The following is a 12,059-nucleotide window of genomic DNA, read 5'->3' as shown; positions in this document are numbered from 1 at the left end:
TCTTGCGGTGTCACTGTCCCGGGATGTGCTTTTTCAAGACTTGCACTGCATTGCACACGTGTGCACACCTTACCACCAGCCGATTTTGACTGTCAACAAGAATCTCGGCAGGCGTGCGGCGTGGTGTTTTACCGACAAAAAAAGCCGCCAGCTGTGTGCAGCTGGCGGCTTCGGGGGATTCAGCTAGCGCGGGCGTTTATTCCCAGGCTTCCTTGCCTGCCCTCGGCTTGCCCACCATCAGCAGCGCGCCCAGGGTCAGCACGGCTGCCAGCGACAGGTAATAGCCCACGTATTGCAAGCCATGGTTGGTGGCCAGCCAGGTGGCGATGTACGGCGCCAGCGAGGCGCCCAAGATACCGGCCAGATTGAACGTCAGCGAGGCGCCCGTATAGCGCACTTCGGGCGGGAACAGCTCGGACAGCATGGTGCCCAGCGGTCCGTAGGTCATGCCCATCAGGCCCAGGCCGACAGCCATGAAGAGCGTCACTTCCCAGGTCACGCCCGAGCCGAACATGGGGGCCAGCACCAGGCCGAAGATGGCGATGGCGACGGAAACCCAGATCATGGTGGCGCGGCGGCCGCGGCGGTCGGCCAGCACGGCCGAAAACGGAATCGTCAACGCGAAGAACAGCACGGCAAACAGCTGCACGACGAGGAATTCCTTGCGCGTGAAACCCAGCTTGGTCGTACCCCAGCTCAAGGCAAACACGGTCATCAGGTAGAACAGCACGAAGGTGGCCAGGGCGATGATGGTGCCGAGGAACAGCATGCGGCCATGCTGGCGGAACACGGTGGCGACGGGCAGTTTGACGACTTCGTTCTTCTCGATGACTTTCTGGAAGTCCGGTGTTTCCGTGATCTTCAGACGCACGTACAGGCCGACGATGACCAGCAGCGCGCTGGCGAGGAAGGGGATGCGCCAGCCGTAGCTGAAGAACTGTTCATCGGTCAGGGTTTCACTGAGCAGCAGGAAGATGCCGCCGGACAGGAAGAAGCCGATTGGCGCACCCAGCTGCGGAAACATGCCGTACCAGGCGCGCTTGCCCGGTGGCGCGTTTTCCGTGGCCAGCAGCACCGCGCCGCCCCATTCTCCGCCCAGGCCCAGGCCCTGGCCGAAACGGCACAGCGCCAGCAACAACGGCGCCAGGGTGCCGATGGCGGCGTAGGTCGGCAGCAAGCCGATGATGACGGTCGAGATACCCATGGTCAGCAAGGCCGCCACGAGAGTGGCCTTGCGGCCGATGCGGTCGCCGAAGTGGCCGAACACGGCCGAACCGATGGGGCGCGCGAAGAAGGCGATGGCAAACGTGGCCAGCGACTGCAGCACGGCGGCCGACGGATCGCCGGCGGGGAAGAACAGTTTCGGGAACACCAGCACGGCAGCGGTGGCGTAGATATAAAAATCGAAGAACTCGATGGTGGTGCCGATCAGGCTGGCGAACAGCACCGTGCCGGGGGAATTTTTCTTGGGGGGGGTGCTCATTTACTGCGCTCCTTGGGGAGGGTGTCTAAAGGCCATTCTCTGGATGTTTTTTCAGGCAGCAGCACAGCACGTTGTATAAAGTAACCGCCAGTAAACTATTGTTATTTCTGACTTCCATAAGCGGCGCGCTGCTGCGTTGGCAGCCGCTCGCAGTGCTCGCACTGCGTCGCGACAGCCGCCTTGCATCGCATCCACTTCTGTTCGTCATAAATTTACAATAATTTCCCGACGGTTACTTAGGCGCATTGTCCACATATCATAGCCGTGCGCGGACGTATTTGCTGTGAATTTGCTATTAAATTCGCAAACAAATTCCACGCAACAACACGCCGTTGTTAACGGCAGGCAACGGTGAACAAACGCGCGCCAACGCGCTGTGATCAGTGCTGATTCAGAGAAACAACGGTCGTGCGCCATCCGGTTACCCGGGGCACGGCAGGAAAGGCGTCAGGGGATGGGCGACGTGTATCAGGCCCGGCGTATCGCCAGGCATTCCGTACCAGACCCGCGCGTCGGCATCGCGGCATCGGTCATTTGTGGTGAATCCTTGCCTGCGGCCCCTCCGGGTGGAGCGAGCCGGCGATGATCGCGCTGCATCACGAAGGATGCGGTTGATCTTGCTGTAAGCGGCTTATCATACGCGCAGTGGTGCGGTGCGGCAAGAAGTTGTGATGGAGCATGCCTTGCGGTGGTGTCGGCTTACGCTGCGCTAAGCCGACCTACGCCGACCTATGCATCAATCAATGCAAAACTCCGCTCAATTTCACTGATGTCGAGCGGACGTACGAGGCGCGCCACTTCCTGGCCATCGTTCAAAAAAATCAGGGTCGGCCACAGTTTCACCCGGAAGGACCGCCCGAGCGCGCGGCCGGGGCCGTCTTCCAAGCGGATATGCGGCACCCCGGGGTGCTGCGCCAATGCGGCCGCCAGCGGCGCCTGGGTGGCGCGGCAGTGGCCGCACCAGCCCGTGCCAAATTCCAGCAAGGCCGGCCCCGTCAGGGCGTCGATCTCGGCGCGCGTGGGTTGCGCTACAGAATATGTGTCGCTCATCATGCCGTTTTCCTTGTCAGCTTAGACCACTTTCATGCGCAGTTCGCCCAGGCCATCGATGGCGCCCACCAGCGCGTCACCGCGCTGCACGGCCGCCACGCCGGCCGGCGTGCCCGTGTAGATCAGGTCGCCCGGCTGCAAGGTGAAATAGGTCGACAGGTCGGCGATGGTTTCGGCCACGTTCCAGATCAGCATGTCGACGCTGCTGCTTTGACGCCGTTCACCGTTCACGTGCAGGGTGATGGCGGCATGGCTGACGTCGCCCGCCAGCGCGGCTGGGGTAATCGGGCCGATGGGCGCCGAGTGCTCGAAGGCCTTGCCCGTCTCCCACGGCCGGCCCTGCTTCTTCGCCGCGCCCTGCACGTCGCGGCGCGTCATGTCCAGACCGATCGCATAGCCCCACACGTGGCTCAGCGCGTCAATCACGCCGATATCGCTGCCGCCCTTGCCGATGGCCACCACCAGTTCCATCTCGTGCTGGAAATCCTGCGTCTGTGCCGGGTACGGCAGTTCGCCCGTCGTGCCGGCTGGCACGGGCAGCACGGCGTCGTTTGGTTTCATGAAGAAAAATGGCGCCTCGCGGCCCGTGTGGCCCATTTCCTTGGCGTGGTCGACATAGTTGCGGCCCACGCAATAGATGCGGTGGACAGGGAAAGTATCAACGCTGCCGGTGACGGGAACGCTGGGCTGGATGGCGGCGGGAATGACATACGACATGAAGACTCCTGATCGGCACGATAAAAAGGCGGTGATGAAAAAGGGACACCGCAGTGTCCCCCATTTTACGACAACGTTACTTCAGCAGTCCCGAGCGGCTCGGGTCCGGCATGCGGATGGCGACGATGAAGGAAATCAGGCACATGACGGTCACGTACCAGTAGAAATACTCTTCCACGTGCCAGGCCTTGAACTGCAGCGCCACGTATTCGGCCGAACCGCCGAACATGGCGTTGGCGACCGCATACGACAGGCCCACGCCCAGCGCGCGCACTTCGACGGGGAACATTTCCGCCTTGATCAAGCCGCTGATCGACGTGTAGAAGCTGATGATGGCCAGCGCGATGATGATCAGGCCAAACGCCGCGTACGGGCTGCTGATGTCCTTCAAGGCATGCATGATCGGCAGCACGCAGAGGGTGGCCAGGCCGCCGAAGAACAGCATCGAGGTGCGGCGGCCGATGCGGTCGGACAGGGCGCCGAACACCGGTTGCAAAATCATGTAGACGAGCAGCGCGCAGGTCATGACGGCGCTGGCCGTCTTGGTGTCCATGCCGGCCGTGTTGACCAGGTATTTCTGCATGTAGGTGGTAAACGTGTAGAACACCAGCGAGCCGCCGGCCGTAAAGCCGAGTACCGTGATGAAGGCGCGCTTGTGCTTGAGCAAGCCGCGCAGGCTGCCCGCGTCCTTGTCCTTGCGCTCGCTGGCGGTGGTTGTTTCCGTCAGGGATTTACGCAGGTTCAGCGACACCAGGGCGGCCAGGGCACCAAACACAAACGGGATGCGCCAGCCCCAGGCACGCAATTCTTCCAGCGTCAACAATTGCTGCAAGACCACCAGCACCAGCAAGGCCAGCAATTGGCCGCCGATCAGGGTCACGTACTGGAACGAGGCAAAGAAGCCGCGCCTGCCCGATTCCGACACTTCGCTCATGTAGGTGGCGCTGGTGCCGTATTCGCCGCCCACGGACAGGCCCTGGAACAGCCGCGCCACCAGCAGCAGGAACGGCGCGAAGGCGCCGATGGTTTCATAGGTGGGCAGCACGGCGATCATCAAGGAACCGCCACACATCATCAGCACGGAAATCATCATCGACTGGCGCCGGCCGTACTTGTCGGCGATGCGGCCGAACAGCCAGCCGCCCACGGGACGCATGAGGAAGCCGGCGGCAAAAATACCAGCCGTCTGCAGCAGTTGCGTGGTCGGGTTACCGGAAGGGAAGAAGGCGTGCGAGAAGTACAGCGCGCAGAACGAGTAAATGTAGAAGTCGAACCATTCGACCAGGTTACCGGAGGAAGCGCCAATGATGGCCTTGATGCGCTGCTGGGAAGTCAGCTGCGCAACGTCGTGCGGAGTATCGTGGGATGTCATATCAGTCTTCTTGTTCGTATAAAAAAGCCAGCGCCAGCCCGGTTGCCCGGGCTGGTTTTGCATCATACGCCCTGGATCCCGGTCAAAAAGCCGCCCGGCATACGCGTTAATACGTAGCGCCGGCAAATTTTTTCGCCTGCGGGCGCGCAGTATCTAGACGCGTTCCAGCACCAGCGCGATGCCCTGGCCCACGCCGATGCACATGGTACAGAGCGCATAGCGGCCGCCCGTGCGGTGCAGCTGGTTGACGGCCGTCATGGCCAGGCGCGCGCCCGAGGCGCCCAGCGGATGACCGAGGGCGATGGCGCCGCCGTTCGGGTTGACGCGCGCATCGTCATCCTGCAAGCCCAGCTGGCGCAGCACGGCCAGGCCTTGCGCGGCAAACGCTTCGTTCAGTTCGATGACGTCGAAGTCGGCCAGGCTCAAACCCGTCATGGCCAGCACTTTCAGGGTGGCGGGCGCGGGGCCGATGCCCATGATGCGCGGCGCCACGCCGGCCGTCGCCATGGCCACCACGCGGGCGCGCGGCGTCAGGCCAAAGCGCGCCGCGTTCGCTTCGTCGGCCAACAGCAGGGCCGCCGCGCCATCGTTGACGCCGGATGCGTTGCCGGCCGTGATCGTGCCGTCCGCGCGCACGACGGGTTTCAATTTGGCCAGGGTGTCCAAGGTGGTGGCGCGCGGATGCTCGTCGCGGGCAACGATGATGGGATCGCCCTTCTTCTGCGCGATGCTGACGGGACAGATTTCACTGTCGAACACGCCCGCCTGCTGCGCTGCCAAGGCTTTGACCTGGCTGGCCAGCGCGAACGCATCCTGGTCCGCGCGGCTGATGCCGAAGTCGCTGGCCACGTTTTCCGCCGTTTCCGGCATCGAATCGACGCCATATTGCGCCTTCATCAAGGGGTTGATGAAGCGCCAGCCGATGGTCGTGTCTTCCATTTTCATGCCGCGCGCAAAGGCGCTGTCCGCCTTGCCCATGACGAATGGCGCGCGGCTCATGCTTTCCACGCCGCCGGCGATCAGCAAGCCCGCCTCGCCGCTCTTGATGAAGCGCGCGGCGCTGCCGATGGCGTCCAGGCCCGAGCCGCACAGGCGGTTCAGGGTGGCGCCCGGCACGCTGTCGGGCAAGCCGGCCAGCAAGGCGGCCATGCGCGCCACGTTGCGGTTATCCTCGCCCGCCTGGTTGGCGCAGCCATACAGCACGTCGGTGATGGCCGTCCAGTCGACATTCGGATTGCGCGCCATCAAGGCACGGATGGGCACGGCGCCCAGGTCGTCGGCGCGCACGCTGGCGAGTCCGCCGCCATAGCGGCCAAACGGGGTGCGCTGAGCGTCGCAAATGTAGGCGTGGGTCATGTTCTTTCCTCCAAGAAAGTGTATTGAATAGGGGCGGTGAATCAGCGTCCGTCCGTCAGCGGCACGGCCGTCAACGCTTGCAGTTGCGTAAAGCTCAAGCCTTCGGCCAGTTCGACGACCGTGGCGCCGTGTGGCCCCAGGTCGAGCACGGCCAGGTCGCTGTAGATGCGGCTCACGCACCCGATGCCCGTGAGCGGATAGGTGCAGGCCTGCACCAGCTTGCTTTCACCGCCCTTGGTCAGCAATTCCATCATGACCCAGGTCTTTTTCGCGCCGATGGCCAGGTCCATGGCCCCGCCCACGGCGGGAATGGCGTCCGGGGCGCCCGTGTGCCAGTTGGCCAGGTCGCCCGTGGCCGAGACTTGAAAAGCACCCAGCACGCAGATGTCCAGGTGGCCGCCGCGCATCATGGCGAAGCTGTCGGCATGGTGGAAATAGCTGCCGCCGGGCAGCAGGGTGACGGGCTGCTTGCCGGCATTGATCAGGTCGTAGTCTTCCTCGCCCGGCGCCGGCGCGGGGCCCATGCCGATCACGCCGTTTTCGCTGTGCAGGATGATCTCCGCGCCGGCCGGCAAGTGATTCGCCACCAGGGTCGGCAAGCCGATGCCCAGGTTCACCACGGCGCCCTCATGGATGTCGGCCGCCACACGGGCCGCCATCTGGTCTCGATTCCATTTATTCATTTCAATACTCCTCAGGCAGCTTTGAAGCCGGCGGGGCCGGTGGCCGTGCGCGGCACTTGCACGATGCGCTGCACGAACAGGCCCGGCGTGATGACGTGTTCGGGATCGATGCTGCCCAGGTCGAGCACCTCGTGCACGGAAGCAATGCTGACCTTCGCGGCCATGGCCATGATCGGGCCGAAGTTGCGCGCCGTCTTGCGGTAGGTCAGGTTGCCCCAGCGGTCGCCCTGCTCCGCCTTGATCAGCGCGAAATCGGCGTGGATCGGCGACTCGAACACATACATGTGGCCGTCGATCTCGCGCGTTTCCTTGCCCTTGGCCAGGTCCGTGCCATAGCCCGTGGGCGTGAAAAAGCCGCCGATGCCGGCGCCGGCGGCGCGGATGCGCTCGGCCAGATTGCCCTGCGGCACCAATTCGAGCTCCAGCTTGCCCGCGCGGTACAGCGCGTCGAAGACGTGGGAATCGGCCTGGCGCGGGAACGAGCAGATGATCTTGCGCACTTGCCCGTTTTTCAGCAGGGCGGCCAGGCCCGTATCGCCATTGCCCGCATTGTTGTTGACGATGACGAGGTCGCGCGCGCCATGGGCGATCAAGCCGTCGATCAGCTCGGCCGGCTGGCCCGCGCCGCCGAAGCCGCCAATCATGACGGTGGCGCCATCGTGGATATCGGCCAGCGCATCAAGCACGCTGGAACGCAGTTTGTCGATCATTGCCTGTCTCCTTCACATCAAACCCACAGTTCATTTGTTCTTATTGCGAACAAATATTCGTATTTAGAACTTATTCGTGAGAATATGCCTGATCGGCGCGCTTGTCAATTTGCCGTTTTCGCCAGCGCCATGGCTATAATTGCCACCTTGCCCCATTGGAATCGCCATGACCGACCTCCGCAGCACGCCCCTTTCCGCCGCAGACACCGTTGACGCCGACGGCGCGCCGCGTCCCGGCGACAGCTATGTGCAATCGTTCGCGCGCGGCCTGGCCGTACTGCGCAGCTTTGGCGCGCAGGCGCCGCAACAGACCCTGAGCGAAGTGGCGGAACGGGCGCAGCTGACGCGCGCAGGCGCACGGCGCATCCTGCTCACCTTGCTGCATCTCGGTTATGTGGAAGCGGACGGGCGGCTGTTCCGTCTGACGCCCAAGGTGCTCGACCTCGGTTACGCGTATTTGTCATCCCTGCCTGTCTGGACGCAGGCGCAGCCGCTGCTGGAAGAATTGATGCAGACCTTGCGCCAGTCGTGCTCGGCCACCGTGCTCGACGGCGACGACATCGTCTACGTCGTGCGCCTGTCCGCGCACCGCACCATGTCGATCAACCTGGGCATCGGCAGCCGCCTGCCCGCCTACTGCACCTCGATGGGACGTGTCTTGCTGTCGGGCCTGGCGCCCGAGGTGCTGCGCCAACGGCTGTCGACAATGGCGCTGCTGAAAATCACGCCGGCGACCAAGGTCGATATCGAGGTCTTGATGGAAGAGATTGCGCAAGTGCGGCGCCAGGGCTGGTGCCTGGTGCAGGAAGAGCTGGAACAGGGCTTGATCGCCCTGGCCGCCCCCGTGTTCGACCGGGCCGGCAAGGTGGTGGCGGCGATCAATGTCAGCGGCCAGACGGCGGGGCCGTCCGTGGCGCACCTGCTGGAACACAGCCTGCCGAAACTGCTCGATACGGCCAGCCGGGTCAGCGCCCTGGTGCGGGTACAGCAGTGATTATTTCTTGAACCTTATTTTTTAAACTTCGCGCACGGGTCCGGGCGCGGCTGCGCCGGCATCGTTTGCGTCAGGTCGAACGTGCCTTGGTAGCCGGCAACGCCCTGTTCCAGGTAGCCGATGCTGCGCACGTTCAGTTGCGGGTCGGCCAGCTTCAGCCAGCGGGGCACGCCGATATCCTTGCGCACATGGTCATTGCCGGCGATCAGCACCACGTCGCGCGGCGCCTGGTCACGGATCAGCTTGGCCATCCAGATATCGCGCGCCACCTGCGCGTTGACGACACCTTTCATCATCATGTCGGGCAGCATGTTGCAGCGGGCCGCCTGGACTTCCTTCTGTTGCCCTTCCAGAATATCGGCCGGCACGGGCGCGGCCAGGTACGTGGCCACCATGGCGGGCGGCATGGCCCACTGGATGCCGTCGCGCACGATGCGCGAAGCATCGGCCGGCGACAGATTGCCGGCGACCAGGGTCAATTGATAGCTGATGACCAGGTCCAGCACGGGCCGGTACAAGCTCCAGTCCCAGCGCGGCTGTTCCATCACGCGGATGATGCAATCGGGGTCGGCGCAATCGCGCGCGGCACGCGTCAGCAAGGCCTGGTTTTCGCGGTCGAACTGTTCCATGACGATCACGGGACGCCAGCCAGCCGCCAGGCGGCGCTGCAACTCGGCGACGCGCAAGCGCTGGCCTTGCGCATTGTCATGCACTTCGCCCAGCAGCAACACTTGCGGATTGGGCAAGGTGTCGGCCGCGGGCGCGGGAGCGGGCGGCGCTTCCTTCTTCAGCAAGCTGCCGCAGGCGGCCAATGCCAGCACGCTGCACAGCAGGGCAGCGCGCGCGCCGGCGCGGAAAATCACGGTTGTCATGTAAGCAGTATCCAAATTGGCGATGCGCCAGATTGTACCGTCTCAGGCCGGCGCCGGCAGCTTGCGGCGCTCCAGCACTTCAAACACGGCCATGCCGGCCAGCATCGCACCGACAAACAGCCAGGCCTTCGGCTGGCCCGCCAGCAGGGAGACGAGGGCGGGGCCGGGACAGAAACCGGCGATGCCCCAGCCCGCGCCAAAGGCCAGGCTGCCCAGCAGCAAACGCCGGTCGATGCGGCGCGACGCCGGCAATTGCATGGCATCACCGAGGATGGCGCGCTTGCGGCGGCCCGCCAGCCAGAAGGCCGGCATGGCCACGCCGATGGCGCCGCCCATCACCAGCGCCAAGGACGGATCCCAGGCGCCGGCCAGGTCGAGAAAACCGAGCACCTTGGCCGGGTTGCTCATGCCGGAGACGATCAGGCCCACGCCAAAGACGAGGCCGCTCAACAGGGAAAGGAGTAGCTTGCTCATAGGTGGCGTAACAGATAGACGGTGAGGAAACCGGCCGCCATGAAGGCCATGGTGGCCGCCAGCGAACGCGGTGACAGGCGCGACAGGCCGCACACGCCGTGGCCGCTGGTGCAGCCGGCGCCATAGCGCACGCCCACGCCCACCAGCAAGCCCGCCACGATCAGGGCGGGCGTGCCCGCATCGATCTGCACGGGCGGCAAGGCTTGCCACACCTGGTACAGCAGGGGCGTGCCGATCAGGCCAGCAAGAAAGGCGATGCGCCAGCCCAGGTCGCCCTGGCGCGGGCGCAGCAGGCCGCCGAGGATGCCGCTGATGCCGGCGATGCGTCCGTTGAACAGGATCAAGAGCGCAGCCGCCAGGCCGATCAGCATGCCGCCGGCCAGCGACGCCCACGGCGTGAAATTTTGCCAAGCAATAGTCATGGTGGCCTCAGTCGGCTTCATCGTTGAACGGGGGCCGCGGCGCGCAAAACTGCGCGTACAGCACTTGCAGCACGGCCAGCACGGGCGCGCTGGCGACGCGGTAATAAATCTGCTTGCCGTCGCGCCGCGTGGCCACCAGCATCTCTTCGCGCAGCACGCCCAGCTGCTGCGACAGGGTCGGCTGGCCGATGCCCACTTTTTGTTCGAGGTCGCTGACGCAATGTTCGCCCTGCGATAGCTGGCACAGCAGCATCAAACGGTCGGCATTGCCCATGGCCTTGAGCAGCGAGCTGGCCTTGTAGGCCGAGCCACGCATGGCATCGAGGTTGTAATCGGCGTGTTGTGTTGCAACTGTCTCCATCTTGCCCTCCCACAGGCGGTCATATTCATCATCATGCGATAAACAATATACTAATCAATATATTGTTTTCCTGCTGGCGATTCGCACAAAAAAACAACAGTATTTTTCAGTGATAGCGTGCTCATGCAACGTGAGCGGCAGCGATAGCCATCATGCTATCAAAATGATAAATATTCGTAATTCAAAGCAAATATGCGTAGCAAAATTGACACGACTTGTGCTGTAATAAGACCTCATCAGAAAAATTGTGATACGCCCCCGTACAGGCGCATTATCCGTCCAGGCGCAGGCCGGTTTCGGCCACGCCGCACGGTGAACCAGGGAGTCAACGATGAAGATCTTTCAGCCGCTATGCGTGGCCGTGCTGGCGCTGTCGGCGTATGCCGGCAATGTGGCCGCCAGCGCGCCTGCCGTGAGCGACGACAGTCTCGCTTTCAACAACATGACGGACAATCCCACCTGGGAAACGCCGGACTTGCCGTATGCACGCCTGCTGACGCAGCACACGACGCTCAATGCGACCCCGCGCTGGCTCAACGCCGGCACGCGCCAAAGCGCACTGGCGCCCCCCGCCGCCGCCACTGCTGCCGTACAACAGCCGAACGTGCCGCCGCCCGTGCCCGAAGCGAGCATGGTTTCGATGTTGCTGGTGGGACTGGGTTTGCTGGCCTTGAGCATGCACGGTGAAAAACAGGAAAAATTCGATGGCTGACCTTACTTCGGCGGCCGATGCCGTTGCATTAAAAAAATTCCGCCTTGCGCGGAATTTTTTTACTTGTCCAGCAAGCGGCACACCCTTTCGATATTGCCCACCGGAATACCCGACTTCAGGGCACGCGCGATGCAGCCCGCCTTGTCCGGGCCCGAGGCGGACATGAGCACGAAGACCGTGCCCAGGGCGCTGACGGCGAGCAGCAGGATCAGCACACCCTTGACGATATCCCAGTTCATGGCGTCCCGCCGGCCCGCATCAGTGCTCCCTGGCGGAGGTGGCTGCCACCTCGGGCCCGTTCAGCAGTGCATGTAATTTTTGCATGGTGGCCCAGTTGCGCGAGGTGACGCCATCGCCCAGCAGTGCACCCAGTGACGCCACCACCTTGCTGGCCAGCACGCCATCGGGACACCAGGCATATGCGGCCCATCGCCCCAGCGCCAGCGCTTCCGGATGCCACGGCCGCTGCAAGAGCGGCGCCAGGCGCTGGACATCGGCCGGATTGTTCAGCACCAAGGTCAGCAGACGGGCCGCATCGGCCGCCGGCACCAGGCTGTTTTGCTCGATCAGTTCGGCAAACTGGCCAGCCGACAGCACCGTCACCCGGGCCGCCACGCCCAGTTTCAGCACCAGCGCTTCCTCGATGCGGGCAGCGGCCTCGGCCGGCGCCACCGCGCCCCCGTCATACACGACGTTGCCGCTGTTGAGTACTGTGCGTACCTGCGCAAAACCCAGGTCGCCCAGCAGCTTGCGCAGGTCGGCCATGGCCACGCGCTTGGCGCGGCCCACATTGATCCCGCGCAAAAGCGCCACTTGCTGACTGTTTTCTGGTTGTGCCATGTCTCTTCTCCTT

General features: G+C 63.6%; 15 protein-coding genes. 2 read left to right on the top strand and 13 right to left on the bottom strand.

The window, feature by feature from the left end; genetic code table 11:
- Positions 1-196: 196 nt before the first annotated feature.
- The 7 genes from ACP7DW_RS02750 to ACP7DW_RS02720 all read right to left on the bottom strand — a co-directional run bounded on the left by ACP7DW_RS02750 (position 197) and on the right by ACP7DW_RS02720 (position 7,371).
- Positions 197-1,483, bottom strand: coding sequence for an MFS transporter (locus tag ACP7DW_RS02750; protein ID WP_141170666.1), 1,287 nt, complete (start codon positions 1,481-1,483; stop codon positions 197-199).
- Positions 1,484-2,212: 729 nt separating this feature from the next.
- Positions 2,213-2,536 carry a thioredoxin family protein gene (locus ACP7DW_RS02745; protein ID WP_426053515.1) on the bottom strand — a complete coding sequence of 108 codons (324 nt, stop codon included), beginning with the start codon at positions 2,534-2,536 and terminating at the stop codon, positions 2,213-2,215.
- A gap of 18 nt (positions 2,537-2,554) precedes the next feature.
- Positions 2,555-3,250, bottom strand: coding sequence for a fumarylacetoacetate hydrolase family protein (locus ACP7DW_RS02740; protein ID WP_426053516.1), 696 nt, complete (start codon positions 3,248-3,250; stop codon positions 2,555-2,557).
- 76 nt (positions 3,251-3,326) lie between these two features.
- Positions 3,327-4,622 carry an MFS family transporter gene (locus ACP7DW_RS02735; RefSeq protein ID WP_426053517.1) on the bottom strand — a complete coding sequence of 432 codons (1,296 nt, stop codon included), beginning with the start codon at positions 4,620-4,622 and terminating at the stop codon, positions 3,327-3,329.
- Between the two features lie 153 nt (positions 4,623-4,775).
- A complete protein-coding gene (gene pcaF, locus ACP7DW_RS02730) occupies positions 4,776-5,978 on the bottom strand; it encodes a 3-oxoadipyl-CoA thiolase (protein WP_426053518.1) in 1,203 nt (400 codons plus the stop codon).
- Between the two features lie 41 nt (positions 5,979-6,019).
- Positions 6,020-6,661: a 3-oxoacid CoA-transferase subunit B gene (locus ACP7DW_RS02725; RefSeq protein WP_426053519.1), complete on the bottom strand. Its 642-nt coding sequence runs from the start codon at positions 6,659-6,661 to the stop codon at positions 6,020-6,022.
- An 11-nt stretch (positions 6,662-6,672) separates the two neighbouring features.
- On the bottom strand, positions 6,673-7,371 hold the full coding sequence (locus ACP7DW_RS02720; protein ID WP_426053520.1) for a 3-oxoacid CoA-transferase subunit A: 699 nt from the start codon (positions 7,369-7,371) through the stop codon (positions 6,673-6,675).
- Positions 7,372-7,537: 166 nt separating this feature from the next.
- On the opposite strand from ACP7DW_RS02720, the gene ACP7DW_RS02715 reads away from it, so the two are divergent.
- Entirely contained in the window at positions 7,538-8,365 is an 828-nt protein-coding gene (locus tag ACP7DW_RS02715) for an IclR family transcriptional regulator domain-containing protein (RefSeq protein WP_426053521.1), read from the top strand.
- Positions 8,366-8,379: 14 nt separating this feature from the next.
- On the opposite strand, the gene ACP7DW_RS02710 is transcribed toward ACP7DW_RS02715, so the two are convergent.
- The 4 genes from ACP7DW_RS02710 to ACP7DW_RS02695 are packed head-to-tail and all read right to left on the bottom strand — an operon-like array spanning position 8,380 to position 10,494.
- A complete protein-coding gene (locus tag ACP7DW_RS02710; protein ID WP_426053522.1) occupies positions 8,380-9,237 on the bottom strand; it encodes a ChaN family lipoprotein in 858 nt (285 codons plus the stop codon).
- Positions 9,238-9,279: 42 nt separating this feature from the next.
- Entirely contained in the window at positions 9,280-9,711 is a 432-nt protein-coding gene (locus ACP7DW_RS02705; protein ID WP_426053523.1) for a DUF6691 family protein, read from the bottom strand.
- Entirely contained in the window at positions 9,708-10,133 is a 426-nt protein-coding gene (locus ACP7DW_RS02700; protein WP_298401140.1) for a YeeE/YedE family protein, read from the bottom strand. Before ACP7DW_RS02700 ends, ACP7DW_RS02705 begins: the two co-directional genes overlap by 4 nt.
- 7 nt (positions 10,134-10,140) lie before the next feature.
- Positions 10,141-10,494, bottom strand: a complete 354-nt coding sequence (locus tag ACP7DW_RS02695; protein WP_426053524.1) for an ArsR/SmtB family transcription factor — start codon at positions 10,492-10,494, stop codon at positions 10,141-10,143.
- 331 nt (positions 10,495-10,825) lie between these two features.
- On the opposite strand from ACP7DW_RS02695, the gene ACP7DW_RS02690 reads away from it, so the two are divergent.
- Positions 10,826-11,206 (top strand): hypothetical protein, encoded by a 381-nt coding sequence (locus tag ACP7DW_RS02690; RefSeq protein ID WP_426053525.1) that lies wholly within the window; start codon positions 10,826-10,828, stop codon positions 11,204-11,206.
- Between the two features lie 59 nt (positions 11,207-11,265).
- Here ACP7DW_RS02690 and ACP7DW_RS02685 read toward each other — a convergent pair whose 3' ends face one another.
- Both ACP7DW_RS02685 and ACP7DW_RS02680 read right to left on the bottom strand, forming a co-directional pair.
- On the bottom strand, positions 11,266-11,445 hold the full coding sequence (locus ACP7DW_RS02685) for a hypothetical protein (protein ID WP_426053526.1): 180 nt from the start codon (positions 11,443-11,445) through the stop codon (positions 11,266-11,268).
- 19 nt (positions 11,446-11,464) lie between these two features.
- Complete coding sequence (locus tag ACP7DW_RS02680) at positions 11,465-12,046, bottom strand: DUF1697 domain-containing protein (RefSeq protein WP_426053527.1); 582 nt, start codon at positions 12,044-12,046, stop codon at positions 11,465-11,467.
- Positions 12,047-12,059: the final 13 nt, after the last annotated feature.

The organism is Janthinobacterium sp. PSRC1-1 (assembly GCF_049897525.1).
Lineage (GTDB): Bacteria > Pseudomonadota > Gammaproteobacteria > Burkholderiales > Burkholderiaceae_D > Janthinobacterium > Janthinobacterium tructae.
This window is presented reverse-complemented; position numbering and strand designations above follow the sequence as displayed.

Bases quoted from the DNA above. Each gene is read 5' to 3' on its own strand.
- ACP7DW_RS02750 (WP_141170666.1), bottom strand. From the start codon at position 1,483: ATGAGCACCCCCCCCAAGAAAAATTCCCCCGGCACGGTGCTGTTCGCC.
- ACP7DW_RS02745 (WP_426053515.1), bottom strand. From the start codon at position 2,536: ATGATGAGCGACACATATTCTGTAGCGCAACCCACGCGCGCCGAGATC.
- ACP7DW_RS02740 (WP_426053516.1), bottom strand. From the start codon at position 3,250: ATGTCGTATGTCATTCCCGCCGCCATCCAGCCCAGCGTTCCCGTCACC.
- ACP7DW_RS02735 (WP_426053517.1), bottom strand. From the start codon at position 4,622: ATGACATCCCACGATACTCCGCACGACGTTGCGCAGCTGACTTCCCAG.
- pcaF (WP_426053518.1), bottom strand. From the start codon at position 5,978: ATGACCCACGCCTACATTTGCGACGCTCAGCGCACCCCGTTTGGCCGC.
- ACP7DW_RS02725 (WP_426053519.1), bottom strand. From the start codon at position 6,661: ATGAATAAATGGAATCGAGACCAGATGGCGGCCCGTGTGGCGGCCGAC.
- ACP7DW_RS02720 (WP_426053520.1), bottom strand. From the start codon at position 7,371: ATGATCGACAAACTGCGTTCCAGCGTGCTTGATGCGCTGGCCGATATC.
- ACP7DW_RS02715 (WP_426053521.1), top strand. From the start codon at position 7,538: ATGACCGACCTCCGCAGCACGCCCCTTTCCGCCGCAGACACCGTTGAC.
- ACP7DW_RS02710 (WP_426053522.1), bottom strand. From the start codon at position 9,237: ATGACAACCGTGATTTTCCGCGCCGGCGCGCGCGCTGCCCTGCTGTGC.
- ACP7DW_RS02705 (WP_426053523.1), bottom strand. From the start codon at position 9,711: ATGAGCAAGCTACTCCTTTCCCTGTTGAGCGGCCTCGTCTTTGGCGTG.
- ACP7DW_RS02700 (WP_298401140.1), bottom strand. From the start codon at position 10,133: ATGACTATTGCTTGGCAAAATTTCACGCCGTGGGCGTCGCTGGCCGGC.
- ACP7DW_RS02695 (WP_426053524.1), bottom strand. From the start codon at position 10,494: ATGGAGACAGTTGCAACACAACACGCCGATTACAACCTCGATGCCATG.
- ACP7DW_RS02690 (WP_426053525.1), top strand. From the start codon at position 10,826: ATGAAGATCTTTCAGCCGCTATGCGTGGCCGTGCTGGCGCTGTCGGCG.
- ACP7DW_RS02685 (WP_426053526.1), bottom strand. From the start codon at position 11,445: ATGAACTGGGATATCGTCAAGGGTGTGCTGATCCTGCTGCTCGCCGTC.
- ACP7DW_RS02680 (WP_426053527.1), bottom strand. From the start codon at position 12,046: ATGGCACAACCAGAAAACAGTCAGCAAGTGGCGCTTTTGCGCGGGATC.